Raw genomic sequence first — 17117 nt, 5'->3', positions numbered from 1 at the left:
CGATTTCATTGAATGCTACTTAATGCGTAAAGGACTCCTTTAATTAGTCGATTACAGTCAAGTGCATTAAGGTCCCAATTAACTTTCCCTTGTGTTTATTGTAATCTCCTTAGCAGCAGAGGTTTGATATTTTTGCCCAGAGTGAAAAATGAATTCTATTCAGATGAGGATAATTTTGCTCCGTAAAAATTAAGGTTGCAGATTCTAACTTAAAAATAAAAAAATTAGGAGCACAGGTTTGCTAAGTGGCTACCAATGGCTTTCAGTGCTGAAAATTCAATAGGCTTGTTAAAATAATCTATACCAGCTTGACTAAACACTAATTTGTCTGCTGGATTTTCTCCTGAAGAAAGCACTACTATGGGAATCGAGCGAAGATAGTTATCTGCTTTGATTTGCTCAAATGTCTGTCTGCCATTGAGATAGGGCATATTCAAATCAAGCACAATCAGACTAGGGAGTGAATGGTTTTCTTTAGCTAGATTTAATGTTTCCAATGCCTGAAGCCCATTAATTGCAAAAGTCATTCTCACGTTTGGATCTACCTTTAACATCACTTCCCGCAAAAGATCCCTGTCTTCAGGATCGTCGTCAACATGGAGAATTACTTTCTCTTTAGCTTTCACTTAATTCGTCTTTCGTTTTTTGCGAAGGTAAATGTATAGAATTTTCTTGTTTCAAAGGTAAAAATAGATTTACACAAGTGCCCTCACCAGGCTGGCTTTTTATAAAAATAGATCCTCCATGGTTTTCAATTATTTTTTTGCAAAGTGAAAGACCAATTCCCTGTCCAACACTAGGATGCAGCTTACGGAAAAACTCAAAAACCTGCTCTTGGTAGTTGTCGTCAAAGCCAATTCCTGAATCCTGTATCTGTAGCTTTAGAAACGAAGCGTTTTTATGATCCCCGGATAATTCCTGTAAATGTTGTATTGGGACAATACTAAAATTCACTTCCAAGCTGGCCAAATTCCCAGGCTTTCTAAATTGGATTGAGTTAGATATAATTTCCAGAATTAATAGTTTCATCTGGGCATAGTCCGCCTCAATAATCGGAATTTCTTTAAAGTCGATACTGATAGTCAAGTCAGGATTTTCTGATCTTAGTTTTTCCTCAGCTAATCTAAATAAATCAGAGAGCCTTACTTCTTGGATAGTCAGTTTACCGTTGGCTAGCCAAACGTATTGCTGCAATCCCTTCAGCTTCTCCTGCATATCCTCGATTGTCTTTCTGATCTGCTGATTCTCCTTTTCGCTTTTGACTTCATTCTCACTGAACTTGCTAGAGAAATACATGAGTTTACGGACAGGTTCCTGCAAAGTATGAGTTACCAAATGGTTGATCTGCATTAGTTCCTGATTTTGGATTTTTGCTAATGCCACTTGCTGATCCAGTTTTTCACTTTGTTCTTGTAGATCTTCCTTTGCTACTTTTAGTTCGTGGTTCTCAGCCAAAGCCTTTTCTGCAGCTTTTCTAGCAGCTACGATTTCATCCTCGTATTTTTTACGCTCACGAATAGGAATTCCTGCATAATGCAACTGATAATTCCCGTCAGCATCAGTTCGTACTGCATTAATCAGAAGTGCCAGATCATCTTTTGACTTGCTTCTAAGGGTAATGTAAATTTCCTCAGCATGGCCTTTTAGCTGAAGTAGGGGATAAAAATGAGTTTGATGGAAAATTCGGGTGGCTAGTGAAAATATTTTTTCAAGTTTTTGCCCAATCAATTCCTCCCGGGAATATCCAAGGAATTGACATAAGGTTTGATTGACTTCGATAATTAATCCATCTGCAGATGAAGAAAAACAAACGCAGGGATTATTCTGATAGAAATCATGCATTGCTTTCTCTTACTAGAAAATTTTTCATTAATCCAATCACTTCCTCTGGATGACTCATGTGGGGGCAATGGCCGGTGGCATCCATGAATTGCAATGTGCTATGCGGTAAATTTGAAGCGAGATATTCACCTATCTCAGTAGGTGCGATCATATCTTCGGAACTTTGTAGTACTAAAGTTTCTATTGTATTTAAAGATAAATCCTGTCGGTTGTCACTTAAGAAGGTTGCCTCAGCAAAATTCCTGGCAATTAACGGGTCAGTTGAGCAAAAGCTCTCGGTAAGCTCTTCCCCCAATTGCGGTCGATCGGCATTTGACATGATATGAGGTCCAAGAAAATTAGCCCAGCCTATGTAATTCTTATCCATCATCTCCAATAGCCCTTCAATGTCTTTACGCTCAAAACCACCAATATAATCACCATTATTGATGTAACATGGGGATGGGCTAATCATGATCATTTTGCTAAAAAACTTCGGCTGCTCTATAGCCGCGAGTAAGCCAACCATCCCACTTACAGAATGTCCTACGAAAATCACATTACTTAAATCTAACTCTTGGCAAATTTCCAAGACATCTTTAGTATAGCCACGCAAGGTGGAATACCGCAATGAATCATATGCTGCTATATCTGATCCACCTGACCCAACATAATCAAAGAGGATGATTCTGTAATCAGCTTCAAATGAAGGTGTCACATATCGCCACATATTCTGATCGCATCCAAAGCCATTGGCAAAAAGTATAGTTTGTGATCCGCTACCCAGAATTTTTACGTTGTTTCTGATTGAAATTGGGAAAGCAGTTTTCTGGGTGAGCATTATCATTCTGTTTGAAGTTGGTAATAATAGTAAATATTTCCATAAAAGAAGATTCCGTAAATCTTAAGTTTAGAGACATATTATTGTAAGCTTTAAAAGCAGCTAGATAGGGGGTTAAATTGTAAAATCTGGCAATCACGAACTCAATGTGGGTAGTGTCACCACACTATTTTTCTTATATACCCCGCGATTTCAGCAAAATAGGCAGGTTTTGGCTTGGCATCCCAATTGGATAGTTACAACTACCAACTAGTATTGACTTAAACTACCAAACCAATGACACCTAATAGCTCACACCAACAAGAAATTGTTTTCAAAGGGTACCAATCAGGAAGAATGGTTCCAGATCTTTTCTCCCTTGCCACTATCTCAAAAAGCTCTCTTACGCAGGCTATGAACGAAGGTATTGCCGTTACCACGGACATTGCCAAAAGGACTTTTGATATTTTGTTTTCGTCTATAGCCATTCTCGCAGGATTACCTGTCTTTATTGCGCTGATGCTGATTACTAAGCTTACATCTAAGGGACCGATATTTTACAAGCAGGAAAGAATCGGTAGGAATGGACAACCATTCAATATCTTGAAATTTAGAAGTATGATCGTGGATTCTGAAGTTAACGGTCCACAATTAACTACTGATAACGACCCAAGAATTACTCCATGGGGAAATTTCATGAGAAAGACTCATTTGGATGAGATTCCACAGTTCTTCAATGTATTAATGGGTGATATGTCTGTAGTAGGACCACGTCCAGAGCGGGCACACTTTATTAAACAGATCGTTGCTAGACAACCAAGATATGCTCAGCTTCTTGCGTTACGTCCTGGTATTACTTCTATAGGTCAGGTGGATTATGGATATGCTGAGACAGTAGAAGAAATGTGTCAGCGAGTGCGTCTAGACCTTCAGTATCTGACTCAGGTTAACTTACTCACTGATTTGAAAATAATCGCAAGCACGTTCATGACAATGATTCATAAAAAAGGAAAATAAGTTTGATATGTAAGGATCAAGTTGCTACCCTAAGCTCAGATCAATCGGCAGTCAGTAATGGCTGCCGATTTCTTTTTCCATACTTTTTAACTATTTCAAATCCTATATTTAATAAAGGAATACGGTGAGCGTTCTACCAAGATTTAGCAAGCTCATAAAAACTATCTTTTCTGTATGTGTACGGTCAATTTTGATGGTTTTGGACAGGGATTTTTAGTTACAAATTGAGAATATTTATACCGATTAAAAATTGATTTGATATATGAATATTTCTAGATTTTTTTAGAAAATCTGCTGTTTTAGCAAATCAAACGCGCTAAAGAAAAATTGGCCAAATAGTTGGCTTTAGTTATGAAAATCGAGACTACCATGACTAATTTAATTTCATTAAAGAGCGATTGTATCAAAGCAATGGAGAATTGCATTAGGAATTGCCATGAGCTGTTACAAAAATATAAAGGAATTGAGGAGATGAGTTCGTGTATAAAACTATGCGAACTGTGTATTAACGCATGTCAGGATTGTATCGCAGCATGTGAATCAGTCCAGGCTAACCGAGGTCAGTTTATGCAAATCTGCGTCGGCATCTGTAATGCCTGCATTGCAAATTTTGAAAATTACGTGCAAGTAGAATTCAAAAAATCAGCGCTTGCTTGCAAGGATTGTATAGAGGAATTTGAACAAGTAATGGCTTGATTTCAAAAGTTTTATGGTTTGAAATTAGGCTAAAATGTAATTTTTAGTTTTAACACTTGCCTAACTTATTAAAAAAAAACTTATTTTTTTTTCTTTGTCCCTTTTCCAACCGATTGGCTTGCAGAGCTAAATATTTTTTCGATGAACTTCATTGAAATTTCAGGCCCACTACTTATGTCGACTGGATTTCTGATGAGTTATGTAAAGGTCATTTAAATAATTCAATTGTTTTTTAATCAAATATTAAATCCTCGATTTGCGATTAACTAATATCATTTAAGAGTCCCTCAATCGAAGAAGCAGATAAACTCTACTATTCTTTATTATCGAATCCAGTATTACCCGCCAATCAATAAAAATTTGTCTTAAATAATACAAGTTTTTCCTCGCTAAGTTTAAATTAATTTGTGATTAACATTTCATTACTGTTTGAATAACTGCTTTGAATAGGTCTTTCAAAGAATTTACTTTGGATTGCCCTAATATCCTACAGCTTCATAATTCACACTCTAATTTTTCAAACAAGAGAGGGAAGATTTTCAAAGCGATATTCCTTGGAATCAATACTGATCCATCTTTTGGATTTCAAGTTGACCAAAATATAGACCCCAGTTCTTTAGGATATTCTATTGATAAAAGGAAATTTTAAGTAGTGCCTATGTAACAGATTAAGATTAAAGCAAAAAAACAGGAACGTACTGCAATACGCTCCTGCGAAATCAAAACAAATTATTTACCCTCAATCCCACAGTTTCGCAGGCTGAAAATCGAGGGAAACTATGTTTCATCTTTCAATTTAAAATTATGCAAAAAACATTACCGTTAATAGTAAAGTCTATCAAACTATTGACAAAGGGAATTGCGACTCTATGCATGGGTATAGTGCCGCTTTTCGCCTACTCCTCAGATATCGACATCAAAGGGACGGATGATTTTACAGAAGGGCATGCAGAAGCTATGGGCTTTCTCAGTAAAAAAATGGAGAAAATTTCCGGTGTAGTAAAGGACGAATTCGGCGATCCTATGCCAGGGGTTTCAATATTGGTAAAGGGAACTACGGTAGGTACTGTCACCGATTTAGATGGTAGATATACTTTGGATGCTGCGCCCGGACAGGTATTACAATATTCTTTTATCGGGTATAAAACAGAGGAGCTAACAGTAGGCTCATCCTTGGAGATGAATGTGTCCTTGGCTCAAACCGAAAATAACCTAGATGAAGTAGTGGTAGTAGGATATGGACAGCAAAAGAGAGCAAACCTTACTGGGGCTGTGGATCAAGTTGAATCTGAGGTGTTTAAAAATAGACCCATTTCCAATATCGCCCAAGGACTGGTGGGAGCTATCCCAAACCTTAACATTAGAATGCTCGATGGTAAACCTACACAGTCTCCTTCATTCAATGTCCGTGGTACTACATCTATTGGTCAGCAGGGGAGTGCTTTGATTTTGATAGATGGGGTAGAAGGTGATCCCAAAATGCTAAATCCTAATGATATCGCCAGTGTGACTGTGCTGAAAGATGCTGCATCTGCTTCTATTTATGGCGCAAGAGCAGCATTTGGGGTGGTTTTGATTACTACTAAATCTGCTACTGAAGGAAAAATTTCCGTGACCTATTCATCCAATTTTTCTTCTAAATCCCCAACAGCAGTTCCTGACAATATCACTGAGTCATATCCTTGGGCAAAAGGCTTTAGCGATGCGTGGTCTAACTGGAACGACAATGGAAATACGCCAACGGCTATTAATAAAACATTACCTTTTTCTCCAGCCTATCTGGCAGAAATAAAAAGAAGGTGGGAAGACCCATCCCTTCCAAGGGTAGAAGTCAATCCATCTACCGGGGAGTACCAATATTACTACAGTACTGACTGGTACAAGGAATTATACAAGGATAACTTTTTTGCTCAAGATCATAACCTAGCTGTAACTGGCGGGGATAACAAGACCTCATATTATGTAAGTGGAAGATATAACGGGCAGGACGGATTGTTCCGCTACAATTCAGATAAGTATGCCATGTATAACCTCCGGGCCAAAGGGACTATTCAGGTAACTCCTTGGCTGCAGATAGAGAATAACACGGATTATTCCAGAATGACTTACCATCAGCCATTGAACGTGGGTGAAGGTAGTGGTATTTGGAGAAATCTGGCAGATGAAGGCCATCCTCTAGCTCCTTTGACCAATCCTGATGGTTCTTTATCGTTTCCGGCAGCTTATACTGTTGGAGATTATTACATAGGAAGAAATGCAGTAGATCAGGTGCAGCGATTTCTAAAAAACCGTTTTGCTGCTAAGGCTGAGTTATTTGATAAGGAGTTGACGCTAAATGGGAACTTTACCTTCCAGTCAAATGACAATAGCTATTTCCAGAAAAGGGTTCAGATGCCTTACAGCAGATATGAAGGCGTTACAGGGTATACCGGTACCAATACAAATGACCTTCAGGATCGTAGAAATACCACGCAATATTATGCTACAAACCTTTATGCGAATTACCAGAAAACATTTAATAATTCGCATAACCTAGGCCTTTTGGTTGGCTTTAATTATGAATCCTCAGTTTATGAAAACCTAACTGCCAGACGAAATGGTATTGTATTTCCAGATGCCGAGGATATCAACTTAGCACTCGGTCAGAGCATTGTTACCAATGGAGGTTATCAAAAGTGGGCTATTGCTGGTTCATTTTTTCGAGTGAATTACGATTATATGGGGCGCTACCTTTTGGAAGTTAACGGACGCTATGATGGCTCTTCTAAATTTCCTACAGACCAGCAATGGGCATTCTTTCCTTCTGCTTCGGTAGGTTGGGCAGTATCAGAGGAGCAATTCTGGGAAGTTAAACCTAGTCTATTGACCAGCCTGAAGCTACGTGCATCCTACGGGTCCTTAGGTAATGGAAATATTGACCCTTATTCCTTCACAGAGAATTTCTCAATTTCCCAGATGGGCAGAATCATCAACGGACAGCGACCACAGGCAACTAGTATGCCTGGCGTAGTTCCTCAGGGACTCACTTGGGAAACTTCTACTACAGGGGATATTGGGTTGGATTTTGCAAGCGTAAACAATAAACTTCAATTCACTGCAGATTTATACCGTCGCTGGACTTCAGACATGTTTACGGTGGGACCTTCTTTGCCGGCAATCTATGGTACGACTGTGCCAAAAGGCAATTATGCGGACCTCGAGACCACAGGTTGGGAAGCCACAGTTACCTGGAATGATGAATTTATTATGGGTGAGAAGCCTTTTAATTTTAGTGCCAGACTTACCATGTCTGATTATAAAGCCTATATCACAAAATACAACAATCCAGATAAAAATCTGACAGATTATTATGAAGGTCAACGAGTAGGGGAAATTTGGGGATATCAGGTGGAAGGTTTATTCCGTTCCGAAGAAGAAATACTTAATTCTCCTTCCCAATCAAATATTCCGAATACCAATACACGGAAAAACTATGTGGGTGATTTGAAATTCAAAAACCTGGATGGTGACGATGTGATTTATCATGGATCCAATCGGGTAGGTGACTCAGGGGATAAATCCATTATTGGTAACTCAGAACCACGTTACACCTACGGTATTAATTTAAATGCAGATTGGAACGGATTTTTTATAGGAGTCTTTTTCCAAGGTGTATTAAAGCAGGATTGGTATCCATCCGGTGAATCCCGTTTCTGGGGGCAGTATAACCGACCATACAATCAATATCCTAGCTGGCATGAAGATAATATGTTTCGGGAGGAGCTTGGCAATTTCGACGCCTATCTACCTAGATTGGTTGGATACATAGCCCAGGGAACAGGTCGCGCGCTAAATATGCCAAATGACCGATATATGCAGAATGTTGCCTATATCCGTCTGCGAAACATACAGTTGGGATACACGCTACCACAGCACTTGACATCAAAAATCAAGGCGAATGATGTGAAAATTTACGTTTCAGCTGAGAATCTATGGACTTGGTCTTCTCTATATAAGTGGACCAAAGACACAGACGTAACCAGTATTTATGGATCTGACCGTGATCTGAGTGGAGGTAGCAGCGGAGACGGCTACAATTATCCTATGCTCAAAGCTATTTCTGCAGGACTTACAGTAAACTTCTAATTCGAACAATCATGAAGATTCTTCATTATATATTATCATTTCTATTAATAGCTGCAGTCACATCCTGCAATCTGGATGAATACCCAGTGGATACTGCGACCAACCAAGCAATATTCGGTTCTGCCAATGGGCTGGAACTTTATAGCAATTCATTTTATAATATTCTGCCAGGCACAGATGTAGGAGTTTTTCAAGGTGATGATGTATCTGATCTGGTGGCAAGAAATGGAGTGGATACTTATTTGTCAGTAAATGCATTAAGTCCAGTTACCAGTTCAGGATGGTCTTGGAGTAATTTACGGAACATCAATTATTTTATAGAAAATGCCGAAACCAGTACGGTAGCAGAAAAGAATCATTACATAGGGATGGCTAGATTCTTTAGAGCCTTGTTTTATTTTGACAAAGTTACCCGGTTCGGAGATGTTCCGTGGATAGACCGGACTATTGAGATTACGGACAGTGTTACTCTATATGGTCCCAGGGATGACAGGTTTATGGTAATGGACAAAGTCTTGGAAGACTTAGACTTCGCTATCGAAAATATCACCTTGACATCAGATGCATCTTCCACCAGAATCACCAAAAATGTAGCACGGGCCTATAAAACTAGGATTGCTTTGTTTGAGGCTTCTTTCAGAAAATACCATGTCGAATATGGCATGCAAGGAACAGCCGATACCTGGTATCAGGAAGTCGTAACTACCGCTGAAGAAATCGACGGATTTTCCCTTCACAGGGCAGCTCAGAATGATCGTTCTTACCGAGAGATTTTCATTACAAAGTCTCCGTTTGCAGATGAGACTATTTTGTCAGTGGCATTGGATGCAAGTCTTCAGGTTTTTAGTTCAGCTAATCGACGTTTCATTAGTCCTACTTACGGTAACAGACCGAGTCTGACGCGTAACTTCGTCAATACTTATCTAAATCTAGATGGTACTCCATTTACCGGAAATCCGGATTATAAAACCACGCCATTTGTAGACGAGGTTAAAAACAGGGATCTTAGGCTGAAGCAAACCATTCGTCTTGGAGATTATCATCGTACCGAAAACGGAGTTTCGGTAGTTGCTCCGCCAAACTTCAATCAGACTTTCACAGGATACCAGCCAATTAAGTGGTGCTATGATGAACGTTTTCCTTACGATGACGAAAGCAGGAATGACAACGCACATATAATTATGAGATATGCGGAAGTATTGTTGAATAAGGCAGAAGCACTTGCAGAGTTGGGCGCTATGACTAACGTTCAATGGGCAGAAACCATTGGAGCCCTCCGCAGCCGTGCCGGCATCACTGGAAACACTTTGAATTCACTTCCCACTGAAGCAGACCAATACCTTGTGGATTATTATAAAGGCAAGTTTACAGATCCAATCCTTTTGGAAGTAATCAGAGAAAGAGCGGTTGAGTTGGTGTTTGAGGGGCTTCGTCCTGATGATTTGCGAAGATGGCATTTGGGAGAGCTATTTGCAGATTCCCCTATGAATGGGATGTATGTGCCGGGTTTGGGAGAATATGATCTTAATGGCGACGGCGTAATGGATGTGTTATTTTATCAAGGCAATAAACCTGATTCCTCGACTCCTGCAATTGCCTATGTGGACGTAAGCCCATCATCTGCGGCAGGCAGACTTCAGCTATCCAATGGTACTTATGGTGAAGTCATCTTCAACCCTGGAGTCAGAGAATGGATGGATAAAAAATATTTATATCCAATTCCGGAGTCAGACCTAATCCGAAATCCGGCCTTAAAACAAAATCCGGGGTGGTAACAGATTAAACCAATTATCTCTATTAATATCTTCTTAATAGTAGAATATTTGATAAATTTTAGATCAATTCACAGTATTCAGTAAGCCTTTACTATAAAGACTTGCTGAGTATTTTAACTAATAATAAAATGAAAATTTATTTAGCAACTCTTCTTGCATTACTATTTTCTGTTTCGGCTTTTTGTCAACAGGATGCTGAAATAAAGGTGGCAAGTTATAACCTTCGAATGGATACACCGAGGGATAGTATGAATGCATGGCCGCTCCGGAAAGAAAATGTAAAAGCTTTGATACAATTCCATGAATTTGACATCATGGGTACACAGGAGGGATTTATCCACCAACTCGAAGATCTTCTGGAAATGCCAGGTTTTGCTTTTGTAGGTGCAGGTCGGGATGATGGAAAGACAGCAGGGGAACATTCAGCGATATTTTATAAAACAGACAGGTTTGATCTACTTGATTCAGGGAATTTCTGGTTAAGTGAAACTCCGGAAAAACCGGGTTTGGGCTGGGATGCGACTTGCTGTAATAGAATTGCTTCTTGGGCCTTGTTTAGAGACAAGAAATCCAAAAAGGAATTTTACCTATTTAATGCACATTTCGATCATCAAGGAGTAGTAGCCAGAAAAGAGTCTGGGAAACTTATGGTTCAAAAAATCAAGGAAATCGCAAAAAACAAACCCGTGATATGTACGGGTGATTTTAATTCTACCCCAGATACAGAGCAAATCATAGCTCTGTCTGCCCTGCTTAACGATTCCTACACGGCTACTAAAATGCCTCCTTATGGACCAATTGGAACTACTAATGCCTTTCAGTTTACAGCTCCGATGAAGAATAGGATAGATTATGTATTTGTAAGTGATGATTTCATTGTTTCAAAATATGGTGTTTTAACTGATGCAAGGGACCAACGCTATCCCTCAGATCATCTACCTGTGGTAGCCACTGTTCATTTTGCTAAATAGCCGATTTAAGTTTTGGAAATGGAAATCCATCAAGGAGTGACTTGATGGATTTTTTTTGTTTTTAATGCTTTCTACAGTGAAGAAGTCGACAACAAATCAACTATATGCAGGACGTTTTAAACTTTTTTAGGTGATCGATTTTATTATCAAATCAATCAAGTCTAAAGCAGTGGAATGAAACTTGAAAAGTATTTAGGAGAGGTTCACATAATTGAAAAAGATAAATCCATGGATACAAGTATAAATAAGCAATATAATAAAGCAGCAAAATTCCCGAGAAGCTGGAAAGTAGTTCTTACCAGCATATTTCTTTTAACTGTTTTTCAGCTAGCCTCAGCCCAGCAGGCAGAACAGGAGTGGCTAGACATCGAACTTTCAAATTATAGATATCCTTACCAAGTTGAGTTTTTGAAATTAGAGGTTCAAAATCAGGAATTGAATATGGGATATATGGACGTTAAGCCTGATATGCCCAATGGTAAAAATGTCCTGTTGCTTCACGGGAAAAATTTCAACGGTGCTTACTGGAGGGAAACGATTCAGCACCTTACTGAAAATGGCTACAGGGTGATAGTGCCTGACCAAATAGGTTTTGGTAAATCCACCAAGCCTGAACATTTTCACTATACGTTCCAGCAACTGGCAATGAATACCAAAGTGCTGCTTGATTCTCTCAAAATTGATCAAATATCTGTTCTGGGACATTCCATGGGAGGGATGTTAGCCACACGTTTTGCATTGATGTATCCAAGTGTTACAGAAAAATTGATTTTGGAGAATCCTATAGGATTGGAAGACTGGAAGTTAAAGGTTCCTTACCAGCCCGTGGAATGGTGGTATGAGAACGAACTGGAAAAGGATTATGAACAGATCAAAGCTTATCAAATGGAGAGCTACTATCATGGTGATTGGAAGGAGGAATATGACGAATGGGTAAGGCTTCTTGCAGGATGGACACTCAATTCTGATTATGATCGTATCGCATGGAACGCTGCATTGACTTATGATATGATTTTTACGCAGCCAGTTTTATATGAATTTGGTGAGCTCCAGATGCCCACACTTTTGATCATTGGTACAGATGATAGAACTGCACTTGGAAAGCCATTGGTCGATGAGGAGATAAGAAAGTCAATGGGGCTTTACGATGAGCTGGGTAAGAAGACTCGTGACGCCATACCTAATGCGGAATTAACCGAGATTCCCGGTGTGGGTCACCTTCCCCACATTCAACGGTTCGATGAGTTTATTAAGCCACTTTTGGATTTTTTAGCACGATAAATATTTGCACTACGCTCTGAAAATCAATGGCAAGGCAATGGGGTTCATTTTCTTGAGATCGTATAATCTTTTCCCCATAGGTATCAGTTTGATTTGATCCACTATTGGAGAATGTAAATTCTGTTTTTTTATTGGCAGTCTAGAATTCCTTTGCAGAATGCAGCATAATGGCTGAAGGGTTGGGAATGTGTATTTCTATTAATTCTCTTCTCAATCGCATTCTATTAGACGGATGCTAGGATATTTAAAATCTGGGAAAAATATCTTTCAATTATTATTTAAAAATCTGTTGAGCAGGGAATGACAGAATTTCGTTTTCAATTCCTAATACCCTCTGCCTAATATTCCTTACAGGTTTCCAAGGCTTGGTGTTTGATGTATTCTACTTTAGAAATTCAATTTGGGAGTAGTTTTCATAAGATGGACTAGTTTCTCCCTTATGTTTAACTTCTCACAAGATGAAGCAGATTGATCAAAATTTAAGCGAGCGGAAGCTTAGCCCCGACGAGGAAAAGATACTAAGTGACCTAGGTTTATTCGGGGATTCCCGACGTAAATTTTTAAAAAAGCTATCCGCCGCAAGTGTAAGCGTTGTAGGGGTCCCATTTTTTACTTCTGAAGTTTTTGCACAGTTACCTACCAAGAAAATGGATTCAAAATCAATACTAAATGAAGTGAAGGTCAATCTTCATATCAATGGTTCTGTAAATCCACTTTCATTGGATTCCAGAATGACTTTGTTGGATGCTTTGAGAGAGCGCTTAGAGCTGACCGGTTCCAAGAAAGGATGTGACCATGGGCAATGCGGTGCATGCACAGTTTTGATTGATGGGAAACGTAAACTTTCCTGTCTTACATTGGCAGCCACCTGTAAAGAAAAAGAAATTAAGACTGTTGAAGGTTTGTCTACAGAGGAAGGTTTGCACCCTATGCAGGATGCATTTTTAAAAAGAGATGGTTTCCAGTGTGGCTATTGCACTTCGGGGCAAATATGCTCTTCAGTTGCTTTATTAAAAGAAGCTGAAAACGGAGATGCAAGCTTCGTAACAGAAAAACTTACTTCGGTAGAAAAAGGTATGAAACTTTCCGAAGAGGAAATCCGGGAGAGGATGTCAGGAAATATCTGTCGTTGTGGTGCCTATAACAATATAGTCGAAGCTATTCAGGAAGTGCATACAGGTAAAGAAGTACCACATAAATGGGAGTTTGCTACCATGGAACAAATGCAAAACGCAAAATCCTAAACTAAGAACCAGATGAGACCATTTATATTTTCTACAGCCCAAACAGCAGATCAGGCTTTGTCCACAGCCATTGAAGCGAAGGATGCCAAATATCTAGGAGGAGGTACTAACCTGATTGACCTGATGAAGGAAGATGTGGAGCGTCCTTCACAATTGATCGAAGTAGCAGATCTTTCCTGGAATGAAATAAGAAAAAATGCAGATGGGGGATATTCCTTGGGTGCAATGTGTAGTAATGCTGACACTGCAAATCATACTGCTATTCGCCAAAACTATCCCTTGCTATCAATGGCCATGCTTTCCGCGGCTACAGCTCAGATTAGGAATATGGCCACCAACGGGGGGAATCTACTTCAACGCACACGTTGTCCTTATTTTTTCGAAACTTCTATGCCCTGTAATAAGCGTGAACCTGGCTCTGGTTGTGGAGCTTTGGAAGGCGATAACCACAATCATGCGATTTTCGGATGGAGTGAAAGTTGCGTAGCTACTCATCCTTCAGATATGTGTATTGCTTTGGCAGCTCTTGGAGCAAAGATTCAGGTCCAGTCGGTTGACGGATCGACCAGAATGATTGATTTCAGCGAATTTCACAGACTTCCCGGTGACCAGCCTGAAAGCGATAATAACTTGAAATCAAATGAATTAATACTTTCAATAGAATTACCTAAGCCGCAATTCGCCAATCATTTTCATTATCTAAAAATTAGGGAGAGAAGCAGCTATGCTTTTGCAATGATATCCGTAGCTGCCGGACTGGAAATTAAAAACGGGGAAATTTTAAATGTAGCATTGGCAATGGGCGGGGTAGCGCATAAGCCGTGGAAACTGAAAGCTTCGGAGGATTTTTTGAAGGGTAAAGCTCCCAGTCAGGAAAATTTCAAGGAAGCTGCAGAATTGGCAATGCGTGACGCAAAGCCCCTTTCACGCAATCAATATAAAGTGGAAATGGGTAAGAAAGCAATCGTAAGAGCATTGAGTGAGGCTACTGATAGAAAATCAAATTAATAAAATCTGAAATTACAGACGATGGAAAAGGTGAAAATATCAGGAACCGGAGAGGCTATCAACCGGGTGGAAGGAAAATTAAAAGTAACTGGTAAAGCCAAATATACCACTGAATTTAAAGTTGAAAATAAAGTATATGCTCAGGCTATCACAAGCACTATAGCAAAGGGAAAAATTGTTTCCGTAGATACTTCTCAGGCTCTGGCTGAAGAAGGAGTTATTGATGTCCTTACTTTCCAGAATGCTCCCAAGGTGAAAACCTATGAAGAAAAAATGAATCCGATCAGTACTACTTCCATAGCTCCTGTTCTTCAAAGCCCAGAAGTTAAATATTATGGCGAATATGTGGGGCTAGTAGTTGCTGAGACGTTTGAGCAGGCACAGCACGCTGCACGCTTGGTCAAATTCGAATACGAAGAAGAAGAAGAAGAAGCTGATTTTATCTTCGAAAAATCTAGGAGTGCGGCCTATAAGCCAACCGAGGAATCCGACTATTCCCGTGGAAACATAGAAAAAGGGATGGCAGACGCTGATGAGACTCTGGAGGAAACTTATAATACTCCCATAGAGCATCAGCATCCAATGGAACTGCATGCTGTAATAGGATCTTATATCGATGGAAAAATCTTGGCTTATGCAAGCCAGCAGATGATAGATAACTGTGTAATATCCATTGCTAAAACATTTGAAATTCCAGAAGAAGATATTCGTGTTGTAGCACCATTTGTGGGTGGAGGATTTGGGTCAAAGTTAAATACCCAGCGACACGTAATTCTGGCATTGATGGCTTCACGCAAAATAGGTAAACCTGTACAATTGACTGTGACCAGAAATCAGATGTTTACTAACACAGGATTTCGTCAGCGAAATGAGCAAAAAATTCGACTTGGGGCGAAAAGAGATGGAGAATTAACTGCTCTTTCGCATGAAATTCTATCCCACACTGCTATCAATGAAGAGTATCAGGAACCATGTGGCACCGTTTCAAAGATGTTTTACAAAGTGCCAAATAATCTGGTTACCCACAGACTGATGCCTTTGAACCTACAGGCTCCATTTGCTATGAGAGCTCCGGGAGAAGCCACTGGAAGTTTTGCATTGGAATCCGCTATGGATGAAATGGCTTGGAAGCTAAAAATGGATCCCATTGATTTTAGGATCAAAAACGATACACAGGTTGACTTAAGCAATGATAAACCATTCTCTTCCAGACTAATGATCGAATGCCTGCGTATAGGGGCAGAGAAATTTGGCTGGCAAAACCGAAAGATGGAACCAAGAAGCAATAGGGAGGGCAACTGGCTGAAAGGATATGGAGTAAGCGCCGCATCAAGGAATGCTCCCTATCAGAAGACCTCTTCCAAAGTAATTCTTGAGTTAAAGGAAGGTTTGGTCTCTGCTACCATACAAATGGATGCTACTGATATAGGAACAGGAAGTTATACGGTGATTGCCCAGACAGCTTCAGAATTTCTTGATCTTCCTTTGGATAGAATCAATGTAGAATTGGGAGATTCGAGATTTCCGGTAACTCCGGGGTCAGGAGGATCATGGGGTGCAGCATCTTACACCAACGGAGCAAGAATGGCTTGTCTCAATGCTATCAAGAAATTGAAAGCTCAAATCAATCCGGAAGATCAGAATGAGAGTTTGGAAAAACTGCTACAGGCAGCTAATTTGACCAAATTCGAGTCCGAGGGTACAGCAGAGCCCTCTGAAGAATTTAAGAAGCATTCTGTATATTCTTTTGGGGCCAATTTTTCTGAAGTATGGGTAGATCCGGATACAGGAATGTTTAAAATAAAGCGGATGGTGAATGTTGGTGCTGCAGGAAGAATATTAAATCCAAAAACAGCATTCGGACAGATCATTGGTGGACTTACTATGGGAGCAGGAATGGTGATTGCTGAGCAAACGAAAGTTGAGCCTAACTTTGGAAATTTTATTACCCGTTCATTTGCTGATTATCATGTTCCGGTGAACTTAGATATGGCAAATATAGAGGTGGTATTTCTTCCTGAAGAAGATCCCATCGCCAATGAAATGGGAGTGAAAGGTATTGGAGAATTAGGTATTACCAGTGTGGCGGCGTCCATTACCAATGCGATATTCAATGCTACCGGCCAACGATTCAGGGATTTGCCCATCACCCCGGATAAAATAATTTCTACACCTGTAGTAGAAGGGATTGTCTGATTACTTAGGTAGATATTATGGTAAAAAGTAATTTATCTGACAACGAAATATTTGTATTCGCAATGATGCCAATCGCGTTAGAATCTCTGCTTATCTGCTTGGAAGACCGATGACCGAAGACCGAAGCGGCCTCAATTATAAATTTTAATATATCCTAGATTGC

Annotated in this window: 11 protein-coding genes; 8 read left to right on the top strand and 3 right to left on the bottom strand. The window is 39.7% G+C overall.

Annotation, left to right across the window (positions count from 1 at the left end; genetic code table 11):
- Positions 1-224: 224 nt before the first annotated feature.
- Genes AACZ73_RS11640 through AACZ73_RS11630 form a run of 3 tightly spaced genes read right to left on the bottom strand, consistent with a single transcriptional unit; the run spans position 225 to position 2662 of the window.
- Positions 225-626, bottom strand: a complete 402-nt coding sequence (locus tag AACZ73_RS11640; RefSeq protein ID WP_339878004.1) for a response regulator — start codon at positions 624-626, stop codon at positions 225-227.
- Positions 616-1842, bottom strand: a complete 1227-nt coding sequence (locus AACZ73_RS11635) for an ATP-binding protein (RefSeq protein ID WP_339878002.1) — start codon at positions 1840-1842, stop codon at positions 616-618. The genes AACZ73_RS11640 and AACZ73_RS11635 overlap by 11 nt, the downstream gene beginning before the upstream one ends.
- Positions 1835-2662: an alpha/beta hydrolase gene (locus tag AACZ73_RS11630; RefSeq protein WP_339878000.1), complete on the bottom strand. Its 828-nt coding sequence runs from the start codon at positions 2660-2662 to the stop codon at positions 1835-1837. The genes AACZ73_RS11635 and AACZ73_RS11630 overlap by 8 nt, the downstream gene beginning before the upstream one ends.
- 276 nt (positions 2663-2938) lie before the next feature.
- On the opposite strand from AACZ73_RS11630, the gene AACZ73_RS11625 reads away from it, so the two are divergent.
- The 8 genes from AACZ73_RS11625 to AACZ73_RS11590 all read left to right on the top strand — a co-directional run bounded on the left by AACZ73_RS11625 (position 2939) and on the right by AACZ73_RS11590 (position 16954).
- Complete coding sequence (locus AACZ73_RS11625; protein ID WP_339877998.1) at positions 2939-3658, top strand: sugar transferase; 720 nt, start codon at positions 2939-2941, stop codon at positions 3656-3658.
- Positions 3659-5158: 1500 nt separating this feature from the next.
- Positions 5159-8479, top strand: coding sequence for a TonB-dependent receptor (locus tag AACZ73_RS11620; RefSeq protein ID WP_339877996.1), 3321 nt, complete (start codon positions 5159-5161; stop codon positions 8477-8479).
- An 11-nt stretch (positions 8480-8490) separates the two neighbouring features.
- Positions 8491-10254, top strand: coding sequence for a RagB/SusD family nutrient uptake outer membrane protein (locus tag AACZ73_RS11615; protein ID WP_339877995.1), 1764 nt, complete (start codon positions 8491-8493; stop codon positions 10252-10254).
- A gap of 128 nt (positions 10255-10382) precedes the next feature.
- Complete coding sequence (locus AACZ73_RS11610) at positions 10383-11225, top strand: endonuclease/exonuclease/phosphatase family protein (RefSeq protein ID WP_339877993.1); 843 nt, start codon at positions 10383-10385, stop codon at positions 11223-11225.
- A gap of 174 nt (positions 11226-11399) precedes the next feature.
- Entirely contained in the window at positions 11400-12506 is a 1107-nt protein-coding gene (locus AACZ73_RS11605; protein WP_339877991.1) for an alpha/beta hydrolase, read from the top strand.
- 458 nt (positions 12507-12964) lie between these two features.
- The gene (locus AACZ73_RS11600) at positions 12965-13750 is read left to right on the top strand and encodes a 2Fe-2S iron-sulfur cluster-binding protein (RefSeq protein WP_339877989.1); all 786 of its coding nucleotides are present in this window, start codon (positions 12965-12967) and stop codon (positions 13748-13750) included.
- 12 nt (positions 13751-13762) lie between these two features.
- Complete coding sequence (locus AACZ73_RS11595) at positions 13763-14758, top strand: xanthine dehydrogenase family protein subunit M (RefSeq protein ID WP_339877987.1); 996 nt, start codon at positions 13763-13765, stop codon at positions 14756-14758.
- A 21-nt stretch (positions 14759-14779) separates the two neighbouring features.
- Positions 14780-16954 (top strand): xanthine dehydrogenase family protein molybdopterin-binding subunit, encoded by a 2175-nt coding sequence (locus AACZ73_RS11590; protein WP_339877986.1) that lies wholly within the window; start codon positions 14780-14782, stop codon positions 16952-16954.
- Positions 16955-17117 lie beyond the last annotated feature (163 nt).

The sequence above is a fragment of the uncultured Algoriphagus sp. genome (genome assembly GCF_963974835.1).
In the GTDB taxonomy this organism is placed as follows: domain Bacteria; phylum Bacteroidota; class Bacteroidia; order Cytophagales; family Cyclobacteriaceae; genus Algoriphagus.
This window is presented reverse-complemented; position numbering and strand designations above follow the sequence as displayed.